Source organism: Streptomyces sp. L2, assembly GCF_004124325.1.
GTDB lineage: Bacteria > Actinomycetota > Actinomycetes > Streptomycetales > Streptomycetaceae > Streptomyces.
In genome coordinates, this window is the sequence record NZ_QBDT01000001.1 from 2835604 (window position 1) to 2859863 (window position 24260).

The following is a 24260-nucleotide window of genomic DNA, read 5'->3' on the forward strand; positions in this document are numbered from 1 at the left end:
CCGGATGTGGCGATGGTCGTGTCGGGGGGCACCGGGCGGACGGCGGCGTTCACCGACGGGTCGGCGGACTTCGCGCGGCTCGTGCGGTTGCTGGAGCCGGCGTACGCGGGGTCGGAGCGGGTGCCCGAGGCGTGGGCGGAGGGGCGGTACCCGGCGGTGCGGCTGACCGTGGTGTGGGGGCTGAGCGGGGTCGGCGGCTGGCCGAGGACGCGTCGGGCGCCGGGCGGTGATGTGGCCGTGGAGCGGCAGGACCAGTTGTTCCTCGCCGAGGACGGCACCCCGTGGGTGCGCTCGGACCCGGCGCCCGACGAGGAGGACGACGACATCCGCTGGCACCGGGCGTCCCGGGCGGTCTACGACGAGCTGGAGCGCGCGGGGCTGCTGGGCGGACAGGCCGGGGCGCCGGAGGGGTCCGGTGGCGGGGCCGGGTGGTGGTGGGCCGGCGCGGGGCTCGGCGCCGGGGTGGGCGGCACGCTGCTGGTGTGCCGCGCGGCGGCCCGGCGTGGGGCCGGGCCGCCGCGTGGGGAGCCGTGTCAGGAGCTGATCGATCTGTGAGCCGGCGGCCGGGCCGGGTCAGCCGAGGTCGATCTCCGGGTAGAGGGGGAAGCCGGCGACCAGGTCGGTCGCACGGTGGGAGATCTCGTCGGCGATCTTCGGGTCGAGGACGTGGGCCGCCTTCGAGGGGGCGCCGGACTTGGTGGTGCCGGGCTCGGTGGTCGTCAGGACCCGGTCGATGAGGCCGGCGACCTCGTCCATCTCGGCGGCGCCGAGACCCCGGGTGGTCAGGGCGGGCGTGCCGATACGGATGCCGGAGGTGTACCAGGCGCCGTTCGGGTCGGCCGGGATCGCGTTGCGGTTGGTGACGATGCCGGACTCCAGGAGAGCGGCCTCGGCCTGGCGGCCGGTGAGGCCGTAGGAGCCGGCGACGTCGATCAGGTTGAGGTGGTTGTCCGTGCCGCCGGTGACCAGGGTGGCGCCGCGCTTCATCAGGCCCTCGGCCAGCGCGCGCGAGTTGTCGACGACGCGCTGGGCGTAGTCCTGGAAGGCGGGCTGCCGGGCCTCGGCGAGGGCGACGGCCTTGGCGGCCATGACGTGCGGGAGCGGGCCGCCGAGCACCATCGGGCAGCCGCGGTCGACCTGGTCCTTGAGGGAGTCGTCGCACAGGACCATGCCGCCGCGCGGGCCGCGCAGCGACTTGTGGGTGGTCGTCGTCACGATCTGGGCGTGCGGGACCGGGTCGAAGTCGCCGGTGAGGACCTTGCCGGCGACGAGACCGGCGAAGTGGGCCATGTCGACCATGAGGGTCGCGCCGACCTCGTCGGCGATCTCGCGCATGATCCGGAAGTTCACCAGCCGGGGGTACGCCGAGTAGCCGGCGACGATGATCAGCGGCTTGAACTCGCGGGCCTGGGCGCGCAGGGCCTCGTAGTCGATGAGGCCGGTGGCGGAGTCGGTGCCGTAGGAGCGCTGGTCGAACATCTTGCCGGAGATGTTCGGGCGGAAGCCGTGGGTGAGGTGGCCGCCGGCGTCCAGGGACATGCCGAGCATCCGCTGGTTGCCGAAGGCCTGGCGCAGCTCGGCCCAGTCGGCGTCGGTGAGGTCGTTGACCTGGCGGGCGCCGGCCTTCTCCAGGAAGGGCACCTCGACGCGGGCGCCGAGGACGGCCCAGAAGGCGACGAGGTTGGCGTCGATGCCGGAGTGCGGCTGGACGTAGGCGTGCCGGGCGCCGAACAGCTCGCGGGCGTGCTCGGCGGCCAGCGCCTCGACCGTGTCGACGTTGCGGCAGCCGGCGTAGAAGCGGCGGCCGATGGTGCCCTCGGCGTACTTGTCGCTGAACCAGTTGCCCATGGTGAGCAGGGTGGCCGGGGAGGCGTAGTTCTCGGAGGCGATCAGCTTGAGCATCTCGCGCTGGTCGGTGACCTCCTGGCCGATCGCGTCGGCGACCCGGGGCTCCACGGCGCGGATCACGTCGAGGGCGGCGCGGAAGGCGGTGGACTCGGTGGAGAGGGGCTGCTGCTCTGGCATGGCGCTCGGCCTCCGGTTGGCGTGCTTGCTGCGGTCACGGTTCACGGTTCGGCCCAGGCGCACGGCACTCGCTGCTCGCAGGGCCGCTCCCCGATGGTCCGTCCCATCCTCGGGTCCCGCCGTCACGGCAGGACCCAGCGCGCCAGTCACGGCCCGCCGCCAGCCTATACGGCACGCCGGGCCGTCGGGTGGCCGCGTCCACCAGGCGGGCGGGATGAAGGGGTAAGCAGGGGGTGACGCCGTCCGCCGTTCCCGGGAGCCGCTGTGACCGCCACGGAAGCACTGATCGCCACCGCCGACGCCCACAGTGCGCCCACGTACCACCCGCTGCCGGTGGTGATCGCCACGGCGGAGGGCGCGTGGATGACGGATGTGGAGGGCCGGCGCTACCTGGACTTCCTCGCGGGCTACTCGGCGCTGAACTTCGGTCACGGCAACCGGCGGCTGCTCAAGGCGGCGAAGGCGCAGCTGGACCGGGTGACGCTGACCTCGCGGGCGTTCCACCACGACCGGTTCGGGGCGTTCTGCGCCGAGCTGGCGGAGCTGTGCGGGATGGAGATGGTGCTGCCGATGAACACCGGGGCGGAGGCGGTGGAGACGGCGGTGAAGACGGCGCGGAAGTGGGGGTACCGGGTGAAGGGGGTGCCCGCGGAGATGGCGAAGATCGTGGTCGCGGGCGGCAACTTCCACGGCCGTACGACGACGGTGATCAGCTTCTCCACCGACGCGGAGGCCCGCGCGGACTACGGGCCGTACACGCCGGGGTTCGAGATCGTGCCGTACGGGGACCTGACGGCGATGCGGTCGGCGGTCACGGAGAACACGGTGGCCGTGCTGCTGGAGCCGATCCAGGGCGAGTCGGGGGTGATCGTGCCGCCGGCGGGCTATCTGGCGGGGGTGCGGGAGCTGACCCGGGAGCGGAACGTGCTGTTCGTCGCCGACGAGATCCAGTCGGGGCTCGGCCGCACGGGGCGGACCTTCGCGTGCGAGCACGAGGGGGTCGTGCCGGACGTGTACGTGCTGGGCAAGGCCCTCGGGGGCGGGATCGTGCCGGTGTCGGCGGTGGTGTCGAGCGCCGAGGTGCTGGGGGTGTTCCGGCCGGGTGAGCACGGGTCGACGTTCGGCGGGAATCCGCTGGCCTGCGCGGTGGCGCTGGAGGTGATCGCGATGCTGCGCTCCGGCGAGTTCCAGGAGCGGGCGGCCCGGCTCGGGGAGCGTCTGCACGGGTCGCTGGCGACGCTGGCCGGCACGGGCCGGGTGACGGCGGTGCGGGGGCGGGGCCTGTGGGCGGGGGTGGACGTCCATCCGGCGTACGGCACCGGCCGCGAGGTGTCCGAGCGGCTGATGGACCGTGGCGTCCTGGTCAAGGACACCCACGGCGCGACGATCCGCATCGCCCCACCCCTGGTCGTCTCGGAGGAGGACCTGGACTGGGGGCTCGCGGAGATCGGGCGGGTGCTCGGTGGTGACGGGGCTTAGTGGTCTCCCCGGCCGCGCCTGCCGTCCCTGCCGTGTCGTTGCCGGCGCGGCCCGCCCGCCCGCGCCGGCAGCGCTCCGCCGGAGGATCGTGGTCACCGGGTTGTTCGGCGGTGGCCTGCTCGAAGGCCGAAGTCCGACCTGGCCGCGGCACCGACCGGCAGCTGACGTGCCGTCCGCGACGACGGTGCTCTTCAGGTGAGTTCGTGTCGGGTGCCGTCGGCGACGGCGTGGAGCTTGTCGGGGTTGGCCACGTTGTGGATGGCCGAGATGCGCCCGTCCGGGTCGAAGTCGAAGGTCATCGTGGCGACCACGCGGTCCGGGCCGCGGAAGACCACCCCCGGGCCGCCGTTGATCCAGGTGAGTTCCGCCCGCATCTGCCCGGGCTCGATGCCCTGGTAGGTCGCGGTGCCGAGCGCGGCGAACCAACCGGCGACAGTCTCCAGGCCGACGACCGGCTTGAGAGCCTGGCGGACCTTGCCGCCGCCATCGGTCCACAGCGTCACGTCCGGGGAGAGCAGCTCCATCAGGGTGTTGATGTCGCCGCCCGTCGCCGCCGCGAAGAACCGCTCGGTGACGTCGCGTTGGCGGGCGCGGTCCGCGGTGAAACGGGGCCGGCGGGCCTGTACGTGTTCGCGGGCGCGATGCCCGGCCTGCCGGACCGCCGGCTCCGAGCGTTCCACCGCCTGGGCGATCTCCGCGTAACTGAAGGCGAAGACCTCCTTCAGCACGAAGACCGCGCGCTCCAGGGGGCTCAGCGTCTCCAGGACCACCAGCAGCGCCATGGAGACCGAGTCCGTCATGGCGGCGCCGTCGGCGGTGTCCGGGCCGGTGAGGATCGGCTCGGGCAGCCATGGCCCGACATAGGTCTCGCGCTGGTGGCGCGTCGAGCGGAGCCGTTCCATCGCCAGGTTGGAAACGATCCGGGTGAGATACGCCTTGGGGTCGACGACCTGGGAACGGTCGGCCGCCGACCACTTGAACCAGGCGTCCTGGACCAGGTCCTCGGCATCGGCGGCGGTGCCGAGGATTCGGTAGGCGACGGAGAAGAGCAGGGTGCGGTACTGCTGGAAGGCGAGCTGGTCGGGGCCGGCCTGCTGCGGCTGGGTCACTTGGCGCTCCTGATCCGGGTGTAGCGGCCGCCGTGCGGCCAGAACGCGCCCGAGGCGGGCATCTTCTTCATGCGGACGAAAGTCGCCCACGGCGCGGCGGAGACCGTCTCCTTGTACTTCGCGGCCCGCTTGCCGGTCAGTACGATCCGGCGCGGGCTGTCGTCGGGATGGGTGAACTGCACGACGCCATCGTTTCGGCCCAGGCTGACGGGTGTGTGGTAGTAGCCGAAGCGGAAGGGCTTGGGCTCCTTGCCGGCCAGCACCCGCAGGATGGAGAGGGCCGCGTGCACGCCGGTGGGCATGCCGCTCTGGCAGGTTCCGTGCATCACGCCGTAGCCCTGGCGGATCGCCGCCGCGTCGCCCACAGCGTAGACGTCCGGGTGGGAGACCGAGCGCAGCGCGCTGTCGGTGACCACGCGGCCGCGCTCGTCGACGGTCAGGCCCGCGGCGGCGGCCAGCGGGGAGACGCGGGTACCGCTGGTCCACACGACCGCGTCCGCCGGGATGCTGGAGCCGTCCGCGAGTTCGACGCTGTCCGGCAGCACCTTGACCACGTCGACGCCACTGCGCACCCGCACACCGAGCCGGGCGAGCACCGCATCCAGGTGGGCCTTGGCCTTCGGGTGCATGCCCGCGCCCGGCTCCTGCCGGCCCAGCAGCACCACCTGGAGTTCCGGGAGCCGCTCGGCGATCTCCGCCGCGGCCTCGACGCCGGTCAGGCCGCTGCCGCCGACCACGACGGTCCCGCCGCCCGACCGGGTCAGCCGTTCGGCGAGGAGGGCGGCGTCCTCCGGGCTGTTGAGGGTGTAGGCGTGGTCGTCCACGCCGGGGACGGCGGCGGTGTCCGCGATGCTGCCCAGACCGTAGACCAGGGTGTCGTAGTGCAGGACCCGGTCGTCGTCGATCCGGACGGTCTTCGCCCCGGCGTCCACGGCCGTGACCCAGCCGCGGACGAAGGAGGCGCCGGTGCCGTCCAGCAGCTCCGGGATGTTCATCTCGGCCGTCTCCTGGCCGGTGGCGGTCATGTGCAGGCGGAGCCGCTCGGTGAAGGTGTCGTAGGGGTTGACCAGCGTCACACGCGGTGTCCCCCGCTTCCCTGCGCGGGCCGCGAGCTGGATCGCGGCGGAGAGCCCTGCGTAGCCGGCGCCCAGGACCAGGACCTCGTGCTGCTGTGCCGCTGTCGCGTTCATCGCTCTGCCATCTCCATCGTGTCGGTCTTTCCCGCCGTGCGGACGACCACCAGACGCGAGCTGCCCTTCCGTTCGTGACATGGAGCCGATGTGACCCGCGTCACACCAGGAAGGGGGACGGGCGGCCGCGGACCACCTGGCTCAGGGCCCGGTCCGACCCGGACTGGTCGCGGGGCGCCTTCCGCTCGGTGAACCCGCGGGCCCTGGAAAGGGGAGGTCCGACGGGTCCGTATCCCGCGGCCAGGGGCGAGAAGGGGCCGCCGACCCGGCCAGGTGAGATGACGTCTCAGCCGGTCGGGCGGGTCATGAGGGTGCGGGTGAGTTCGACGCGGGACTTGACGCCGAGTTTGCGGTAGGCGCGGGTGAGGGCCGCCTCGACGGTCTTGACGCTGAGCATCAGGCCCGTGGCGATCTCGCGGTTGGTGGCGCCCTGGGCGACGCGGGCGGCGACGCTGCGTTCCGTGGCGCTGAGGCCCTCGGACCAGGAGCCGGAACCGGTCTCGGGGAGGCGGAGCGGGTCGTCGCCGGCCCGGTCACGTTCGGCGCGGGTCAAGGCGATCCAGGTGCGGGCGCCGGCCTTGGTGAAGATGCGCAGCGCCTCGGCGAAGGCCGCGTGCGCGGCGACCTCGTCGCCGAGGCGGCGGCGGACCCTGCCGAGGGCGACGCGGGCGCGGGCCTCCTCCAGGGGGTATCCGGCGGTGCGCAGCCGGGCCGCGGCGTCCTCGAACCCCGTGGCCGCCCGGCCGGGTTCGCCACGGGCCTCGCTGACGACGGCCGCGGCGCGGGCGAGGGTGGCGAGGACGCCGGGGCGGCCGAGCCGTTCGGCCTGGCCGCGGGCGCGGGCGATGACGGCTTCGGCCTCGTCGGTGGCGCCGCTGCCGGCGAGGGCTTCGGCGAGGTCGGCGTGCCAGCGCCGGGTCGCCGGGTCCTGCTGGCCCTGGGCGGTCTCCAACTCGGCTGCCCGGCGGAGCAGTTCGGCGGCCTGGTGGGCCTGTCCGCCGAACAGCCGGATGCGGCCCTCGGCGTGCAGGGCGCGGGGCAGGAAGAGCCGGTCGTCGTCGTCCTCGCTGTGCCGGCGGGCGGCCTCGGCGGCGGCGAGGGCCTGGCCGAGGGTGCCGCCCGCGGTCTCGGCGAGGGAGACGCCGTACCAGGAGGGTCCCTGGCTGAGGCCGGCCTGTTCGGCGATGCGCAGGCTCTGCCGGGCGATGGTGAGGGCGGGGCGGCAGCGTCCGCGCCAGATCTCGACCTGGGCGAGGCCGAGCAGGCAGTGGCTGAGGCTGTCGGCGGAGCCGCGCTGCCGCAACCGGTAGACGAGGGTGCGGAGTTCGGCTCGCGCTTCGTCGAGTTCGTCGTGGACGAGGTGGAAGCGGTGCTTGAGGTAGAGGGGGCCGTTGTGGTGGGCCATGGCGTGCGCGTCGTGCGGTGCGCTGAGGGCGGCGGCCAGGGTGGTCTCGGCCTCGGGCAGGCCGAGGAAGAGTTCGAGAGCGGCCTGCTGGGTGAGTGCCATGAGTTCGGTACGGCGGTCGCCGGTGCGGGCGGCGAGCGCGGCGGCGCGTACGGCGTGGCCGTGGGCGCGGGCGGCGGAGCCGCCGACCATCCATTCGCGCCAGCTCATCCGGTAGTGCAGCGGGGCGAGCAGCGCGGGGTCGCGGCCGGCGTCGCGGACGGCCTCGTGGAAGACGGTGGAGATCTCGGCCATGGCCTGGCCGCAGGAGTCGATGACGATGTTCCAGGCGCGGACCCGGTCGGCGGGCCGGTCGGCGTCGCCGAGGACCTCGTGGGCGAGGTGGCGGGCGAAGTCGAAGTCCCCGGCGTCGAGTCCGTCCTCGGCGGCGGTGAGCCGGCGGTCGGTGTCGGCGTGGCTGTCGCCGACGGGTGTGTGGTCGGCGGCGAGCCGCCCGAGGCGGGCTGCGGTGCCGGGGGCGCCGCGGCGCCGTGCGGCGGTGGCGGCGTCGGCGAGGCGGGCCGCCACGGCGGGGTCCGGGCCGGCGGTGAGCCGGGCGAGGTGGTGGGCGCGTTCGACGGGGTCGGTGGCGGCGTCGGCCAGTGCGCGGTGGGCGCCCATGAGGTCGTCGTAGGGCGTGTCGGCGTGCAGGACCAGCGGGGTGAGCGGGTCCGGGAACCGCAGGACGCCGTGGTCGCCGGTCTGCAGCAGTCCGCGTCGTACGCAGGTGTCGACGTCGGCCGGGGCGTGCCGACAGCCGGCCCGGCGCAGCAGGTCGACGGTGGGGCGGGCGGCGGCCGCGGCGGTGAGCAGGGTCTGGCGCGCGCCGGCGGGGAGGGCGGCGACGCGGTCGAGAATGGGGCGCCGCAGGGAGTCGGGTACGGGGAGGGGTTCCTCGGCGTGGGGCGGCTCGGCGCCCTCGGTGCGGACGCGTTCGTCGAGCGCTGCGCCGAGTTCCAGCGCGGTGCGCGGGTTGCCGCCGCTCGCCTGGTGCAGGCGGGCGATCAGGGGCCGGGGCCAGGTGGGCTGGTCGTGGGCTTCGAGGAGGTCGGCGATCTCGTGGGCGGTCAGCGGGGGCACGGGCACGCGGCGGACGGGGTGCGGGCACAGGTCCTGGGGGTGGACGGAGCCGGCGTACGGGCCCTCGTGCCCGGGCACGCCGGTGCGTGGCGCGTACGGCGCCTCGTCTGCGGGGACGCCGGTGCGCAGTGCGGCCAGGACGGCGGGGCCGGGGCCCGGTCCGCCGTGCGCGGCGAGGAACCGCAGGACGCCGGCGGTGGGCGGGTCGAGCCACTGGGCGTCGTCGACGACGAGCAGGACCGGGTGGTCGGCGGCCAGCAGCGCGAGGGTCTTGCGGACGGCTATCCGCAGGACGAGCGCGCCACGCCCGGCGGCGGGGGTTGGGGCCGGGGCCGGGGCGGTGGCCGGGGTCGGTTCTGGGCGCGGGGCCAGGCCCAGGGTCGGCTCCACGGCCAGGTTCGGATCCACGGCCAGGCTCGGGGCCGGGGCCGGGGCCGGGGTCGGGGCCGGGGCCGGAGTCGGGCCCGCGGCCGGAGTCGGACCGGAGGCCGGGGTCGATGGTGGAGTGCTGCGGAGCAGGGCCGATTCGAGTACCGCTCGCTCGTGCGGGGCGAGACCGGCGAGGGTGTCGTCGCCGACGGGGGCGAGCAGGTCGATGAGGCCGAGGAAGGGGGTGTCGTGGTCGGCCGGGGAGGGTGAGCAGCGCAGGACACGGTGGCCGCGGGCGGCGAGGTCGGCGGCGAGCCGGGAGACGAGGGTGGTCCTGCCGATGCCGGGCGGCCCGGTGAGGAGGACTCCGCCGTGGCCGGCCAGGTGGGCGCGCGCGGTGTCGTGCAGGGCGCCGTGTCCGACGACGGGCGGTGCGGGACGCTCGGCGCGCTGCGCCGGCAGCGTGGACGGCTCGGTCATCGCAGGCCCCCTCGGACACGGCCTCGTGCCCACCCGGACACGGCCTCGTGCACCCCGCGGGTCCCGGTCGTGAACCCGCCCCGGCACGGCTCTGCCGCGCCGAATGTAGGACCGCCCCCGGGGAAAGGTCAAGACCAATCGCGGGGGCGGCCGGGAGGCTGCCGGACAGGCCGGCCGGGCCGTCGGCGGGGAGGTCAACGGCCCGGTCGTACCTGGGTGTTGCGGGTTCTCAGGCGGTCAGCAGGCCCCCTCGTCGCTCCAGACGGCCCAGGAGCCGGGCGCGTCCGGTTCGGCTCCGGTGGAGTACCAGGTGGAGGACCACTTGTGGCCGTCGTACGACACCTCGTCACCGGGCACGTACGCGGTGCTCGCGCTCCAGGCCGGCAGGTTGCCGCAGCCCTGGGGCGGGGTGCCGCTGCCGTTGACGGTCCAGGTGAAGGAGGCCGTGCCGGTGGCGCCGTCGGTGTTCTTCGCGGTGACGGTCACGGACGAGGTGCCCTGAGTGGTCGGGGTGCCCGTGATCCGGCCGGTGGAGGAGCTGATGGACAGCCCGGCGGGCAGGCCGGTCGCGCTGTAGCCCAGCGTCTCGCCGCCGGGGTCGCTCGCCTGGATCTGCAGGGAGACGGCGGTGCCGACGGCGGAGGTCTGGTTGCCGGGGCTGGTCACCGTCGGGGAGCCGCCGGGCTGGGTGCCGCAGGTACCGGGGACCGGGTCGTTGCCGGTGACGCTGACGGCCGCCCAGGCGGCGTTCACCGTGTTGTACTCGGTGCAGTGCGCGCCGTAGAGGTCGGCGGCGGCGCGCAGCGAGTCGATGCGGGCCTGGTGGTAGTTCTCGCTGCTGTTGGCGTAGGACGCGAGGGCCTTGTACCAGATCTTGGCGGCCTTGTCGTTGCCGATGCCGTTGACGGTGGAGTTGTCACAGGTCGGGCTGTTGCCGTAGCCGTGGTTGCCGCTGCCGACGGCCAGCAGGAAGAACCAGTGGTTCAGGGGGCCCATCGAGTAGTGCGGGTCGAGGCTGCCGTTGCCGCTGTTCCAGCAGTTGGGCGAACTGCCGTCCAGGGAGGGGTTGTACATGTAGCGCAGCGGGCGGCCGTCGCCGCTGATGTTGATGAGTTCGCCCATGGTGTAGTCGGGGGTGTCGACCGGGTTGTCGGCGTAGAACTCGACCATGGTGCCGAAGATGTCGCTGGTGCCCTCGTTCATGCCGCCGGTCTCGCCGGTCTCGTCCCAGCCGGTGAGGGCGCCGCTGACGCCGTGGCTCATCTCGTGCCCGGCGACGTCGAGTTCGACGAGCGGGCGGGCGTTGCCCTGGCCGTCGCCGTAGGTCATCTGGGAGCCGTCCCAGAAGGCGTTGACGTAGGCGTTGCCGTAGTGGGTGCGGGAGGGCACGCCCCGGCCGTCGCCGAAGATGCCGTTGCGGCCCTGGACGTTCTTGTAGTAGTCGAACGTCATGGCGGCGCCGTAGTGGGCGTCGACTCCGGCGGACGCGGGGTCGCTGGTGGAGCCGTTGCCGAAGGTGCCGGTGGAGCTGGTGAACACGGAACCGGTGCCGCTGGTGGCGTGGTTGAGGTTGGTGGTGTAGCCGTTGCCGTGCGCGGGGTCCTGCATGGCGTAGCCGCCGCCGGACTGGGTGACGTCGAGGGAGACCCGGCCGCTGTAGAGGGACTGTCCGTTGGCGGCGACGGACGGGGTGACGGCGTTGGTGGCGGCCTTCGCGGCGGTGGTGGCCGGGCCATCGGCGTGCCCGGTCCCCTCCGGTACGAAGGTGTCGATGTCGTCGCTGGTCCGGACGACCTTGCCGCTGTGGGCGTCCACGAGGACGTGCAGCCTGCTGGGCGTCTGGTCGGGGCGTACGCCGCTGACGACGGTCTCCCAGACCAGGGCGGCACGGGTGCCGTTCATCTGGACGGCGAGGTGCGAGCCCGAGACGGACTCGATGTGCCCGTGGAAGGCGCCCTCGGCGGCCTTTACGGCGCGGGAGGCGGGGAGTGAGGGCTTGGTGGAGACGGCCCCGGTCGTCCGGGAGCCGGTGGCGAGCGAGTCGTACGTGCCGTCCTTCCTGAGGTGCACGACGACGTCACCGCCGTAGGTCGGCAGGCCCTTGTACGTCCGGTCGAAGCGGACGGAGGCGGAGCCGTCGTGGTCGACGACCATGTTGCGCACGGAGAAGGTGTCGCCGGCCGCCTGGTGGGCGGCGTGGGAGTGGTCGGCGAGTGCCTTCCTCGCGTGGTCCACGACCCGGTCGCGGACGGCGGCCGACGGGTGGGTGGTGAAGGTGGCCTTGGCGAAGGCGTCGGGGCCGGCCGCCGGGGCGGGCTGGGTGTGCGGGTGGGCGTGCGGTGCCGGGGCCGGGGCCGCTGTGGCGGCGGGCAGGGCGATGGCGGATGCGGATACGCAGGCCAGGGTGACTGTCAGGAGTCTCGCGGCTCTTCGTATGTACATACGGCGGGGGTTCCTTTCGCCTCATGCGGGGGTGAGCCGGCGCCGCTCGTGGGTGGGGAGCGGCGCCGACGCATGAGTCTGGGGAATCCGCGCGCACGGCTGCCAGGCACTGCGCGAAGTGTGAGGGGTTTCCCTGCGGGCCCGCCGGCCGTGCGGACCTGTGGGCCTACAGGATCACGTGGGGCAGGAAACGGGCGTACTCGTCGGTGACCAGACCGCTGGACTCGCGGATGCCGAGGCCCGCGGACTCGTGCCCGACGACCCAGGCGCCGAGCACGACGTGGCTGCCGTCGAAGGCGGGCAGCGGCGCCAACTGCTGGTAGCAGCAGGCTTCTTCGCGTACGACGACGGGTGCGCCGGGCTGGTGCACGGTGATCCCGGCGCCCTCCCGGCCGAGCAGCGGCTTGGCGACGTAGCCGGTGGTCCGGGCGAGTTCGCGGGGGCCGTCGAGGTAGGCGGGGAGGAGGTTCGGGTGGCCGGGGTACAGCTCCCAGAGGACGGCCAGCAGGGCCTTGTTGCTCAGCAGCATCTTCCAGGCGGGCTCGATCCACAGGGTGCTGCCGGTGCCGCCGCCGTTGTCCAGGGTGTCCAGGACGTGGCCGGCGAACGCGTCGGTGGTGAGCCACTCCCACGGGTATAGCTTGAACAGCGCCCGTATGAACCGCAGCCGGTTGTCGACGAAGCGGCCGGAGAGGCTGTCCCAGCCGATCTCCTCCATGGAGAGCCAGTCGGTGTCGAGGCCGGCCTGTTCGGCGGTCTCCTTCAGATAGCCGACCGTCATCAGGTCCTCGCCGAGTTCGTCGGCCGAGGAGTGCGCGAAGTGCAGCGGGCTGCCGGGCGGGAGCAGCGCGGCCTGCGCGCGCCAGGCGTCGACGAGGCGCTCGTGCAGGGAGTTCCACTGGTCGGAGCCGGGGAAGCGGTCCTCCATCCAGAACCACTGCGGGGAGGCCGCCTCGACCAGGGAGGTGGGGGTGTCGGCGTTGTACTCCAGGAGCTTCGCCGGGCCGGTGCCGTCGTAGCGGAGGTCGAAACGGCCGTACAGGGACGGCAGTTCGGCACGGCGGTGCCAGGCCTCGGTGACCGCGGCCGCCACCCGCGGGTCGGTGATGCCGAGGTCGGCGAGGCGGTCCTCGGCGACGAGGTGGCCGGCCGCCGCGAGGCACATGGCGTGCAGTTCCTCGACGGTCTCCTCCAGCGCCTCGACCTCGGGGAGCGAGAAGACGTAGTAGGCGCTCTCGTCCCAGTACGGGCGCAGGGTGCCGTCGGGGTGGCGGGTCAGCGGGTAGACGAGCCCCTGCTCCTCGACGGTCTGCTGCCAGCCGGGGCGGGGGGTGATCGTACGGCGTTCCATGCGGCGTGACCGGTTCAGCCGCCGGAGCTGCCGTGGCCGCCGCCGAAGCCGCCGCGCTTGACCGAGCCGTGGTAGCCGCTGCCGTGGCTGCCCGAGGAACCGCCGGAGTTCTTGCGGGGCTTGGTGAAGGAGCCGCCGGAGACCCAGGAGCCGTCCTTGTCGCCGCCGTAGTACCAGGAGCCGTTGACGGCCGCCTTGACGGACTTGCAGTTCTTGTCGGCGACGACCTTGTAGCCCTTGCCGTAGTGGTAGCTGTCGCGGTCGACGCAGCGCTTGTCGGGCTGCGAGGAGCAGGCGGTGAGGGCGGCGGCGAGCAGGCCCATGCCGCCGAGCACGACCGCCCCCGAACGCAGTTGCCGGCGCGCGTTTGCCATGGTGAAGCTGTCCCCCGTCGAACGACGTACTGATCGCTGTGCCGCGAGCCTAGTGCCTCGGCGGGCGGCGCCGTCCGGCGGGGGCCGGTGCCTTCGGTGCCTCAGCTTCCGGCGCGCGACCGCAACGGGTGGTGGCGCATGAACTGCCACATGACCGGGGTGGCGTCGAGCACGGCCGGCTGGTCGGAGTCGGGGTTGGGGCTGGTGCTCGGCCAGTCGTGGGCCAGGCCGGCGACGCGGTAGTGGACGAGGGCGCCGCGGCCGTCGCAGTGCCGCCAGGTGCGCACGGTCACGCCGTCACCGCGGTCCCTGTCCCGCGACGTGGGCGCGCACCCGGCGAGCGCGGCCCGGCCGGCCAGCCAGTCCGGCACGGCCGGCAGCCCCTTCGCGGGGTTCCCGTCGTACGGGATGGTGGTGTCGGCGAGGCCGTGGAAGTCCAGCACGGGTGCGGGGGCGGTGGGTTCGCACGGTCCGGACTGCGGATAGAAGGCACCGGAGGCGATGCTGAACGAGGCGATGCGTCCGGGCATCCGGCAGGCGAGCAGCGCGGTGAAGCCGCCGCCGTTGGACTTGCCCGCGGCGTGCACCCGGGTCTCGTCCACGCACAGGTTCCGCTCCAGGGCGGTGATCAGGTCGCCGGTGAAGCGCACGTCGTCCACGCCGGGCGCCGAGTACGGCGCGCCCTGCCAGGACGGCTTGCCCTTCTCTGTGCCGGGGGCGCCCTGCGGGTACACGGCGATGGCGTCGACCGCGTCGAAGCCGGTCAGCTCCTCCATGTAGGCGGAGGTGCGGCCCTGGCCGTGGAAGGCGAGGACGACGGGCAGCGGGCGGTTACGGCGGTAGTCGGCCGGCAGATGCACGCGGTACCGGCGCTCGATGCCGCCGGAGACCAGGGTGTGGTCGGCGGAGGTGCCGGCCCCCTGGCCGGGGTTCTCGCCGCAGCCGGACGAGCGGTGCGACAGGGCGGGACCGCCGTGCTGGGCGGCCGCGGTGGCCGCCGTCGCCGGCAGGGCCGCCGCGAGCAGCGTGGCCGCGGCGAGAAGGGTGGAACCCAGGGCGCGGCGGACGACCGGACGGCGCGATGACGTCTTCGGCACGTGTACGACTCCTTGTCCTTGGATCACTGGGTAGTTGGGGGTGAGTGGGGGTGGAGTGGCAGTGACTCTCCCCCACCCCGGCGGGGGCGTCACGGTTGCGTGCATTACGTACACGGCGGGCCGGGCACCTACAGTCAGCCCGTGCTCTTCGGAATGGTGTGCGCGCTCGGCGCGGCGGTCTGCTTCGGTACGGCGACGGTGTTGCAGGCGGTGGCCGCGCGGGAGGCGGGCACGGCGGAAGGCGGTGGCGGCGGTGGCGATGCCGCGCTGCTGCTGCGGGCGTTGCGCCAGTGGCGTTATCTGGCGGGCCTGGCCCTGGACGGCCTCGGCTTCCTGCTCCAGATCGCCGCGCTGCGGTCGCTCCCCATCTACGCGGTGGGCGCGGCGCTGGCGGCGAGCCTCGCGGTGACCGCTGTGGTCGCCGCGCGGCTGCTGCGGGTACGGCTGAGCGGGGTGGAGTGGGCCGCGGTCGGGATCGTCTGCGCGGGCCTGGCGATGCTGGGTCTGGCGTCGGGCGGCGAGGGCGACCGGTCCGGCCCGTCCTGGCTCGGCTACGCGATGCTCGCGGCGGCCGTCGGCGTACTGCTCCTCGGCGCGGCCGGCGGCCGCCTGTCGGGTCGCACGCGGGCCCTGGTGCTCGGCCTCGGCGCCGGCTTCGGCTTCGGCGTGGTCGAGGTGGCGGTCCGCCTGATCGGCTCCCTCCACCCCGTCGACCTGCTCACCAACCCGGCGTCGTACGCCCTGCTGGTCGGCGGCGGCGCCGCCTTCCTCCTCCTGACCTCAGCACTGCAACGCGGCTCGGTCACCACGGCCACCGCCGGCATGGTCCTCGGCGAGACGATCGGCCCGGCGGCGGTAGGCGTCATCTGGCTCGGCGACCGAACCCGCGAGGGCCTGACCTGGCTGGCCGTCCTGGGCTTCGCGGTAGCGGTGACGGGGGCCCTGGCGCTGGCCCGCTTCGGGGAGGTGGAGGGTTCTACGCCGGAGCCTTCACCGGCCTCTTCGCCGGGTGCCTGAGGGTCTGCGCCCGCAATCAGAGGAACGCGCCACGCTTTCCCTGATCACGCTGTATCCGGCGTGCAAAGCCGCGATCAGCTCCCCCCGCAACTCGTCCGGAAGGACTGCTGTACCGAGGGCGCAGGCGCGCACCAGCGCACGACAGTCCTGCACCTGCCGGTCCGTGGCGATCTCGGTGAACAGAGGGTGAGCCAAGTTCTCGCGGGCCGCATAGCCGTCTTCGGCGTCCGTCGTCCTGCGGTAGAGGTCCTCGACGATGCTGTGCGCGGCGAGCGTCTCGGCGGAACCGATCACGTCGAGGACCGTAAGTCCGAGCCGGATGTCGAAGACGGTCATCCCGAGTTCGGTCTTCCGTCCGGAGTAGACCGTCACCAGGTCCGCCAGGTGGCCGTCGATCTGCAGCCCGGCGTCGCGGCGGCATAGAACCGTCAAGCAAGCAGTGACAGCTTGCTCCCACGCATCACCAGGCATCGTGTCGGCAAGGAGGGCAGCGGCCCGCGCGGTGTCACCCGCAACGAGAGCGGCGAGTACGGCGACCTGCCGACCGTCGAGCATCCGCTTCCCGATGCCATGGTGGGCTTCGATGTGCTCCAGCGCCTCGGCCCATCGCCCCTCGGCGGTGAGGGTGCGCGTGCCGTCTGCGAGGAGAACGCGCCACAGCCACGCGCGAACCTCCTGGCGGTCTTCGCCGGTCGCAGTAAGGTCGGCAGGTACGTTGACGCCCTCGAACCGGGCGGCTGCGCCCGCCTCGACGGCCTTGTACAGGTTGAGGAGTCGCTGACGGCCCTCATCGGCGTGGCCGGCGCGGATCTGGAGACGAGCGAGGTTGACGACCGGTTCCAGTCCTCGGATCGCGCTCATGCCGGGCAGGGGGCAGGCGTGGAGGTAGGCGGCAGCGTGCTGGTGGCACATCTCGCGGGCGAGGTCGGGGATGTCGAGGTCGGAGGCGATGAGCGCGGCCTGGTTGTAGACGGCCGATGCCAGCCCCTGGTTGGTCTCTTTCACCGCGGTGTCGGCCAGGGCGACGAGTGCGCGTACGCGTTCAGGCAGGGGCAGGCAGGCGGGGCGGAATCTGGCGACGAGCGGGAAGCGCTGAGCTATGGGGCCGTGTGGGTCCATGGGTCCCCCGGTTCGAGAGTGAGGACTGCTGAAGCGACGGTGCCCGCCGACGTGCCGACGGGCACCGTCCACTACGCGTGCGGCGCTATCGCCAGTCGACGACGATGCGGTTCAGCGGCGTGTCGAGGGCGAAGAGACCGGGGCGCCGCTCGATCTCGGGGGCGTCGAGGGGCTGGATTGCGAACGTGGCCTCACGGTCGCGGTAGTCGCGGTCCCAGGTGCGGATGGCGTCGGCGACCTTCGCGGCCAGCTCGTCGCTTCCGGGGCCGTGGCCGATGACGCCGAACTCCCAGAGCTTGTCGCCCTCAAGGGTCTTCTCCTTCGACAGGCGCCGGGCAAGGTAGGTGACGGCGCCCTTGCCAACGATCGCGGTCGACGAGGGATAGGGGTCCTCGGTGAGCAGCGTGCCCTTGGCGCTCGGGGGGAACAGCATCCGGATAAGACCGGAGGGCAGGGAGCAGGTGACGAACAGTTCCATCCACTCCGGCGACTCCATGGCGCGGACCGTCATGCCGGTCCACTCCTCGGTGCGCGGCTGGTCGAGTACACCTGCGAGGGCATCGGCATCGATGCTGAGCCCGGCGGGGACCTGGAGTCGTACGGCGCCGTCCGTACTGAGCGGGATCACTCGGCGGTCGTCGTCGGCGATGCCCCGTCGAAGCGGCATGAAGGTGTTCATCTCGCTGCCGAGGGACACCCACCGCCCGTCACGCTGCTCGTAGGCGATGGATCGGGACACCGTGCCCTTGAGGCGCTGCGGGACGAGAAGCCGACCGCCGGGGGCGAGCTGCTGCAGCCAGGCATGCGGCACGCCGTGCGCGCCCACAGTGGCGATGATCCGGTCGTACGGCGCTGCTTCGGCGTAGCCGATGGCTCCGTCGCGGGTCACGGCCTCGACGTTGGTGATCCCGGCGGCGGCGAGGTGCGCACGGGCGCCTTCCACGAGGTCGTTGTCGACGTCTAGGGTAGTCACGTGTCCGCTCGCGCCGACGAGGTGGGCGAGCAGACCGGCGTTGTAGCCGGTGCCGGCGCCGAGTTCGAGGATGCGCTCGCCGGGCTGGGCGTCGAGCTGGTCCAGCAGGAGGGCGACGACGCCGGGCTGGGAGGCGCAGGAGATCGAGGTGCCGTCGGTGTCGTACTTGATGTGCACGGGTGCGTTGGCGTAGGCGTCTTCGAGGGACGCTTCGGGCACGAACACGTGGCGGGGCACGGTCCGCAACGCGGTCTCGACGGCGGGCGTGCGGGCGTGTCCGTCCGCGCGGAGTTGGTCGACCAGGGCGTTGCGGAGGCGCTCGGCGTCCGCCGTGGGGGTGGTGATCGTGTCGGTGTTCACCGCGCTGACGCTATCGATGTCGGCCGTTGCCTCGGTGGGCGACGCGGTGTTGTCACTCGTTCCCATGACTACCTTTCGTGCGATGTGGGACAGGGCGCTCTGGTCGTCCCGGAGGAGACCGGCGCGGTTGGCGTGGAAGATCACGTGGTGGGCGAGGACAGCTCGCAGGCCGCGTGTGAGGGCGCCGCGGCCTGCGAGGTCTGCGAGCGTGGCACCGGCCCTTTCGAAGGCGGTCACCCATTCCTCGTGAGCGTGGAGTGGGCCACCCGGGCGGCAGAGGTTGTGGGCGTCGGCGGTCATGAGCTTGCGCATGGCCGTAGCCAGTTCGGCGGCTCGTTCGGGTGGTTGTGGAGAGGTGGCCGGTCGGAGGGCCGCTACCTTCGCCCATACGTCGGCCTGTTCGAACCAGTCGAGTCCAGCACCGCGCATCATGACGCTCGCCAGCAGGACGGCGGTCTCCCGGCGTCCCAGGTGCATCGGGCTTGGCCGGTAGGTGAGCAGGTGGCGGGAGTCGCTGTGGAACAGTTCGTGGGCTGCGTCCATGGCCTCCGGGCCGCCGAAGGTGTCGGTTTCGGGCTCGTAGACGCAGGGCAGGCACGACACGGCCACGCCGTCGCCGATGAGATCGCTCAGGAGTGACTCAATGGCGGGTGAGGGCTTGTCGGCGAGGTAACGCAGCGGCCAGGGCTGCTTGTTCATGAACCACCAGCCGGTGAGCTGCCCGTCGGCCTCGGCCTCGATCAGGGTGGGGCCGAGGCGTTCGGCGATGGCGCGCCGGGCCATCTCGCGGTTGACGAAGATGATGTTGTGCTGCTGCCAGCGGTCGGGAGGCATTGAGGTCCTTCGGTCGGTGGATCAAGCGAGGAGGAGGCATGCGTCCCAGGCGGACCGGGGAGGTGCGGTGGTGCTGGGCGCGAGGAGGGCCAGGGCTATGCCGGCGGCGCCGTCGAGGAGGCCCGGGCCGGTTTGTTCGTCGCTTAGGAGCGCCGTGGCCATGAGTTCGGGGTCGTTGCCCGGCGGGATGACCGCAGTCAGGAGTGCCGGGATGGCGGCGCGGAGTCTTCCCGCGGTCGAGGGGTGGGCGTCGTCGGCCGTACGCGCGGCAGCGTGGGCGAGGCCGGCGAATCCGTGGCAGAGGCCGTTGTCCGTCGTGGCCTTCAGCTGCTCCGGGTCGGTGAGGGCGGCCACAAGCGCATTCTCCGCGTCGATCTGGCGGCGGGTGTCGCCGAGGGCAAGCGCGGTGAGTTGCTGGGCGCGGGCGAGGCCGGCGGTGCCGTAGCACCAGGACGGCCGTCTGGGCGCTGGCGAGCCGAGACTCCCCCTGCGCAGCTCTGCCTGAGTGACCCAGTAGGGCCAGACCGGACCGCCGTCGGCCTTCTGCTTCCAGCGGTCCAGCCAGGCCCGGATGGTGCGCAGTGCGGCATGGTGCCCATCGGTGACGGCCCCGTTCCGAGCGGCAAGGGCCAAGAGCGCGAGGACGCCGCCGATACCGTGGGCCACACCGGTGTTGGCGTGGCCGCCGGGGAATCGGTCGTCCGAGGTGCCCGAGGGACCGGTCTCCGCCCACCAGCCCGGCAGGGTCTCGCCGTGGTGGGTGATCGGTTCGGTGAGGCGCACGCAGTAGTCGAGAACGACGCGCGTCGTGGAACTGCCGGGGTCTCGGCGCAGGAGGTAGGCGCCGTATCCGGTGAGGCCCCGAATGGCGTCGAACTCCACAAGCTGCGGCAGGCGTCCGGCGTCGATGCGGCGGTGTGCGGCGTCGAGACGGCGCTCGACGTCGACCGCGATCTGGGCGTCCATCGCGTCGAGGGCACGGTGGTAGGAGCCGGGAACGTGGTCGGCCGCACAGGACAGGGCGTGGGCGAACGCCGGCACTCCGTAGAACGGGTAGCTGTCCGGGCCGCTGGTGAGCGGCTGCCGGGAGGCGGCGGCGAGCCAGTCGTGGGCGCGCTGCCACGGGCCGAGGCCGAGCGCAGCCAGCTCGATGTGCAGGAGCGCGATTCCAGGAGGACCGTACGCAAGGTGCTGCCGGTACAGCGTTCTGAAGTCGAGGGGCATGGTCTCGGGGTCGTCGAGCTGGGCCGCGATGGCGTCGACCAGGCCGAGCGCAGGGTGGGCGGTCATGACGCCCTCCGACCAGTGCGAGCCGTCCAGGCAAGGGCGGCGGCACGCGCCAGGTAGAGGCACACCTCTTCCTCCGGGAAGTTCACGGCGACATGGCGCACGAAGTGGACGTGCAGCAGGGAGGCCAGGACGTCGTCGAGGACGATGCCCTGAGTGTCCGGGCCGGGCAGGTGCGGCCGGTACGCGGCGAGTGCCGCTTCTCGGTCGGCCCATCCCGCCACGATGGCGTGTCCGCCTGGGACCGTGCGAAGGGCCGCCCAGCCGTCACTCGGGTCGGCGAACCGCACGGCCTCTTCGAACTGCGGGCGTGGAACCGGTTCGGGGGCTGTCGGCGGGATGCGGTCGATGAGCCACCGCATCCCGGCGTCCGTACTGCCGAGGAAGGCGGAGGTGATGGCGACCATGTGGGCCGCCACCAGCGTACGCCGACCCGGACGCTGGGCCTGCGCAAGTTGCGCCAGGACGGCGCGCGAGTCCGACCGGAACACCTCCTCGGCCGCCTCCCATGCGGTGCCGGAGCCCCAGCGGCCCATCTCCCGGTAGGAGGTGGGATAGCGCACGTCCGACAGCAGGCCATTGCTTCGTAGCTCCTCGGCCCAGACGCTCACCGCTCGGGCCGTGTCGGCGAAGGCTTCCGGGTCGGGGAGGGCGATGCGTACGCGGAGATGTGGGTCCGGGTCGCGGAAGCGGATGAACCACCACGGCGGACTGCCGAGTTGTTCGAGGAGGCGGGGCAGGTGGCGGAAGAGCACGACGTCTTGGCGGCGGGGATCGACGTACAGGGCGGCCAGAAGGACCGAGGAAGCGGCAGGCGTCTGCATCTGGGTCGCGGACAGGGCACGGGCCCGGCTGGGGGCTGGCAGTGGGGGCCATGCCGACGGCCTGATTGCTTTCAGTGGCACCACGACCTCATGGGCTCGCCCACCGCACCACCCGTACGCCTCCGGTTCCGGGGCCTCGACGAGCACGGCCAGGCGCGCATGGTCGAGGTGCCGGCGCAGGAGCGCACGCTGGCCGGCCTCATCGAGGTCAAGAAAGAGGCGCCGGTCGTCCTCCACGAGGTAGACGCGTCGCGGCAGCCTCCGCCGAGTACGCCAGTCGCTGAGCGAGGCCTCCCATTCAGTCCGAGGGCAGGCACGGCCGGGCAGTTCGGGCGCCTCCAGCCGCCAGCGCGCCGGGGCCAGCACAGTCCGGCCGTACCGCAGACGCGGAAGGAACGGCATTGCTGCTGCGACGCCCCAGTCGAAGACTGTGACCTGCGCGCACTGGGCGCGGGACAGTTCGGTGAGGAACCGCACCAGTGGCGGGGTGTGGGTGCGCAGGTTCAGCGCGTGCATCCCTACGGCTTCCACGCGGTGTCCGCGCTCGGGGACAGCGAGGTACATGCGGCGACCGTCGCACGCCACAGCCAGGTCCTCCGGGGTGAGCACGGTGTCCTGCGGGGCGCGGTGCTCCTGAAGGCTGATCACGGTGGGCAGAACCTGTGGGGAGCGGGTGACGTGGGCACTCTCGGGGAGCAGGGGCGGGAAGGACAGCTGCGCGGGCACGGTGTTGCCGTCGGCGGCCGGGAGGTCGGCCAGTTCTACGATCAGGGCCTCCCGGTCGGCGGGGGCCAGCACGCTGAGGAATCGGCCCGTGGAGACGCCGGCGCCACGGGACACGCTGACGACCTCCAGCCGGAACCGCCCGCGCTGCAACTCCTCCAGGTCGCACGCGTGCACCCGCACCCCGATCTCCAAGTGCGGTGGCAGCCGAAGCTCGTCGGGGCCCACTTCCAAGGCCTCGATCTGTTCTTCCGTGAGGATCACTTCGTCGCGGCCGTCGAGCGCGGCGGCCTGTGCCAGCCGTACGAGGACGTCATCCCGAGCGGAGACGCGCGGTCTGTGTGCGCCGGCCGGAGCGCCTGGGTAGCCGTCGGGATATCCGGTGCCGCTTTCCGCCACGGCCTCTGCGAGCGGCACCATCGTGCCGATGCCGTACCTCTCGTAGAACCGCTGGTGGTACTTGTTCCAGGCGGTGGTGCCGTACGGGCGCGTGCTCAAGCGGGTCAGGATGAGAGCGGCGCGCTCGATCTCGCGGGCGACCGCTTCCGGCAGAACGAACCGCGCGTCCAGTCGGAGGTCGAGCGCGACGGGGTGGCGACGCAGGCCGGGGACGAGGTCTCGCATCCGCGTCTCGACGCTGTGCCAGCTGGCACCCGTGCCGCACTCCTCCAGGCCCGCTCGGACCGCGTGGAGTTCGCGTACGGTCCCCGCGACCGGGGCGAGGCTTCCGGCGTCGATCGTGTCGAGTTGGCCGAGCAGATGTCCGAGGGCGTCAGTCTGGGTGCCCGGAGCGTGCAGGCACGTGATCAGCACCCGTCGCCGGAGCAGCTCCGCCGGCAGTCGACGCGCCTTCTCGGGACCGGCGTCGGGAAACTCCGCCTGGAGCTCGTCCACGAGAGTGCCGAACCGGATCGGCAGTCGGCTCGCGGCAAGGACCGCGCGCACCGGTTCGGTCAGGACCACAGACGCCTCCACCGCGCGATTCCGATCGCCCTGGACGTCGTTCTGGAACGGCACGATGAGCCGGTCACCCTGGTACGTCACGGTGTTGTTGATGACGACGGGCAGCCGTTCGAGGAGGTCCGGGCACGATTCCAACCGTGCGACCAGTGCCGCCAGCCACTCTGCCCCCGCGCGGCCGACGGCCACGTGGTCTTCGCCCCAGTCCGCCCGCGCCTGCGGGCCGAACTCCGCGGTGGCCACGCCGGCGAACAGACCGAAGGGTGTCGCCCTGTGCTGGGCGCGAAGGAGGTAGCGGGCCACGGACAGCGCCGCGCGTTGCACATCCCGGCGGGCAGGGTGCTCGGCCGTGCACAGGTGCCGGACCCGCGCGGCCAGGACCGGGGAGGAGTGCCGGAGTGCCTCGGCGATGTCCCTGTCCGCCCAGACCGCGCGTAGCCACGCCACACGGGCAGACAAACCACTGGGCGAGCTGTCATCGAGGTCAGGACTTGGAGGAAATGTCAGGGCGGGCCGGGCCACGGCGCGCACGAGAGCAGTGGAACCGGCGCGGAACGCTGCGGGCGGAGCAACCACCAAGTACCTCCGTAGGTGAGGGGCGGGGGTGGTGCCGCCGCGCGGAGACGCGGCGGCACCCGGCCGGGTTACCTGGGGTCCAGGTCAGGCGACGTTGGTGGTGCAGGCGCCGCAGGTGGAGCCGCAGTTGTCGTCGGTCAGGTTGACCAGGCCCGCGGGGTCGGCGATCTCTACGAGGGAGACGTCCAGGTCGAAGCCGTCCGATGCCCCTGGGATCTGCGGGCTCATTTCGGTGCGGTCGGGAACTACTGTGCTGCGCGTCATTCGTCAACTCCTCTTGGTTGTGTCGTGTTACTGGGCGGGAGCGCCCACCAGGTGCAGTCACGGAAGCGGTTGCTGACAGCTGCTTCACGGACGGGCCCCTGGCCACCCGGCACGAAGGGGCGGGCTGCGCGCAGGAGGTTCCTCGCGGGCCGCCTGCCTCATACCGGGAAGTCGTGTTCCGGAAGTCCGATTGCCTCTCTCAGGCGGTCGGGTTGGTTCGATCCGGCGACCTGGCATTGGGGAGCACAGGCCCAGAGCTGGAACAGAAAGCCCCGGTGGCGTACCTCGCCCAGCCTCCGACCACTCGCTCCCAGGCGGCGGGCGCAGAGGGCGCAGTCCATGGCCATCTGCTGGCGCGGCCTGAGGCGCGCCAGCTCCGGAAGGGGCGAGGGGGCCGCGGCCAGGAATTTCACTTGCCACCCTCGGTACGGAGTTCCGCCCAGACCTCTTTGCCCCAAGGACGTCTGTCCGAGCCGTGCAGGTCGTAGCCCCAGCGCTCGGCGACGGCGTCGACGACGAACAGCCCGCGACCAGACTCGTCGTCGTCAGCCGCGCGGCTGAGTGCGGGAAGTCGCGACGGTTCCCGGTCCACGACCCCGACACGCAGTCGAGTCGCACTCGGTCTGCCAACCGTGAGCCGAATCTCCGGGCACGGAGTGTGCCTGGAGGCGTTGGCGATCAGCTCAGTCACGATCAGCGCCGCACGGTCGGCGAGGCCGTCGAGACGCCACACACCGAGAACGCCTCGGACGAGTTCGCGGCCGAGCTCGGCCGTGGACGGCTCGCACGGGAAGGTCTGGCTGTACGTGGGGCAGCCGGCGGCGAAAACCTCAACTGGTGTTTCAGGAGTCGTCATTGGCGTGGAACCTTCATCTCGTCTCGG

At 72.6% G+C, this 24260-nt stretch carries 17 protein-coding genes; 3 read left to right on the forward strand and 14 right to left on the reverse strand.

Annotated features, from left to right (window positions below; all coding sequences use genetic code 11):
- Positions 1-12: 12 nt before the first annotated feature.
- Positions 13-555, forward strand: a complete 543-nt coding sequence (locus tag DBP14_RS12105) for a hypothetical protein (protein ID WP_241741226.1) — start codon at positions 13-15, stop codon at positions 553-555.
- An 18-nt stretch (positions 556-573) separates the two neighbouring features.
- Here DBP14_RS12105 and DBP14_RS12110 read toward each other — a convergent pair whose 3' ends face one another.
- On the reverse strand, positions 574-2025 hold the full coding sequence (locus tag DBP14_RS12110; protein ID WP_129307249.1) for a glycine hydroxymethyltransferase: 1452 nt from the start codon (positions 2023-2025) through the stop codon (positions 574-576).
- A gap of 264 nt (positions 2026-2289) precedes the next feature.
- On the opposite strand from DBP14_RS12110, the gene rocD reads away from it, so the two are divergent.
- Positions 2290-3504 carry an ornithine--oxo-acid transaminase gene (rocD, locus tag DBP14_RS12115; protein WP_129307250.1) on the forward strand — a complete coding sequence of 405 codons (1215 nt, stop codon included), beginning with the start codon at positions 2290-2292 and terminating at the stop codon, positions 3502-3504.
- A 191-nt stretch (positions 3505-3695) separates the two neighbouring features.
- On the opposite strand, the gene DBP14_RS12120 is transcribed toward rocD, so the two are convergent.
- From DBP14_RS12120 to DBP14_RS12150, 7 genes are all read right to left on the reverse strand, one after another.
- Positions 3696-4613, reverse strand: coding sequence for an RNA polymerase sigma-70 factor (locus DBP14_RS12120; RefSeq protein WP_129307251.1), 918 nt, complete (start codon positions 4611-4613; stop codon positions 3696-3698).
- Complete coding sequence (locus DBP14_RS12125) at positions 4610-5803, reverse strand: FAD-dependent oxidoreductase (protein ID WP_129307252.1); 1194 nt, start codon at positions 5801-5803, stop codon at positions 4610-4612. The genes DBP14_RS12120 and DBP14_RS12125 overlap by 4 nt, the downstream gene beginning before the upstream one ends.
- A gap of 286 nt (positions 5804-6089) precedes the next feature.
- On the reverse strand, positions 6090-9176 hold the full coding sequence (locus tag DBP14_RS12130; RefSeq protein ID WP_129307253.1) for a LuxR family transcriptional regulator: 3087 nt from the start codon (positions 9174-9176) through the stop codon (positions 6090-6092).
- A 237-nt stretch (positions 9177-9413) separates the two neighbouring features.
- On the reverse strand, positions 9414-11618 hold the full coding sequence (locus DBP14_RS12135; protein ID WP_129307254.1) for a M4 family metallopeptidase: 2205 nt from the start codon (positions 11616-11618) through the stop codon (positions 9414-9416).
- Between the two features lie 166 nt (positions 11619-11784).
- The gene (locus DBP14_RS12140; protein WP_129307255.1) at positions 11785-12969 is read right to left on the reverse strand and encodes a glutathionylspermidine synthase family protein; all 1185 of its coding nucleotides are present in this window, start codon (positions 12967-12969) and stop codon (positions 11785-11787) included.
- A gap of 14 nt (positions 12970-12983) precedes the next feature.
- The gene (locus DBP14_RS12145) at positions 12984-13343 is read right to left on the reverse strand and encodes a hypothetical protein (RefSeq protein WP_129307256.1); all 360 of its coding nucleotides are present in this window, start codon (positions 13341-13343) and stop codon (positions 12984-12986) included.
- Between the two features lie 101 nt (positions 13344-13444).
- On the reverse strand, positions 13445-14440 hold the full coding sequence (locus DBP14_RS12150; RefSeq protein ID WP_241740879.1) for an alpha/beta hydrolase-fold protein: 996 nt from the start codon (positions 14438-14440) through the stop codon (positions 13445-13447).
- 153 nt (positions 14441-14593) lie between these two features.
- On the opposite strand from DBP14_RS12150, the gene DBP14_RS12155 reads away from it, so the two are divergent.
- A complete protein-coding gene (locus DBP14_RS12155; protein ID WP_129311811.1) occupies positions 14594-15457 on the forward strand; it encodes a hypothetical protein in 864 nt (287 codons plus the stop codon).
- On the opposite strand, the gene DBP14_RS12160 is transcribed toward DBP14_RS12155, so the two are convergent.
- From DBP14_RS12160 to DBP14_RS12185, 6 genes are all read right to left on the reverse strand, one after another.
- Complete coding sequence (locus tag DBP14_RS12160; RefSeq protein ID WP_129307258.1) at positions 15431-16576, reverse strand: hypothetical protein; 1146 nt, start codon at positions 16574-16576, stop codon at positions 15431-15433. The genes DBP14_RS12155 and DBP14_RS12160 overlap by 27 nt on opposite strands.
- A gap of 85 nt (positions 16577-16661) precedes the next feature.
- Positions 16662-18743 carry a methyltransferase, FxLD system gene (fxlM, locus tag DBP14_RS12165; protein WP_129307259.1) on the reverse strand — a complete coding sequence of 694 codons (2082 nt, stop codon included), beginning with the start codon at positions 18741-18743 and terminating at the stop codon, positions 16662-16664.
- Between the two features lie 21 nt (positions 18744-18764).
- Entirely contained in the window at positions 18765-20033 is a 1269-nt protein-coding gene (locus DBP14_RS12170) for a lanthionine synthetase C family protein (RefSeq protein ID WP_129307260.1), read from the reverse strand.
- The gene (locus tag DBP14_RS12175; protein ID WP_129307261.1) at positions 20030-22984 is read right to left on the reverse strand and encodes a lantibiotic dehydratase; all 2955 of its coding nucleotides are present in this window, start codon (positions 22982-22984) and stop codon (positions 20030-20032) included. Before DBP14_RS12175 ends, DBP14_RS12170 begins: the two co-directional genes overlap by 4 nt.
- 213 nt (positions 22985-23197) lie before the next feature.
- Positions 23198-23377 (reverse strand): FxLD family lanthipeptide, encoded by a 180-nt coding sequence (locus DBP14_RS12180; RefSeq protein ID WP_129307262.1) that lies wholly within the window; start codon positions 23375-23377, stop codon positions 23198-23200.
- 409 nt (positions 23378-23786) lie between these two features.
- Positions 23787-24233 carry an ATP-binding protein gene (locus DBP14_RS12185; RefSeq protein WP_129307263.1) on the reverse strand — a complete coding sequence of 149 codons (447 nt, stop codon included), beginning with the start codon at positions 24231-24233 and terminating at the stop codon, positions 23787-23789.
- Positions 24234-24260: the final 27 nt, after the last annotated feature.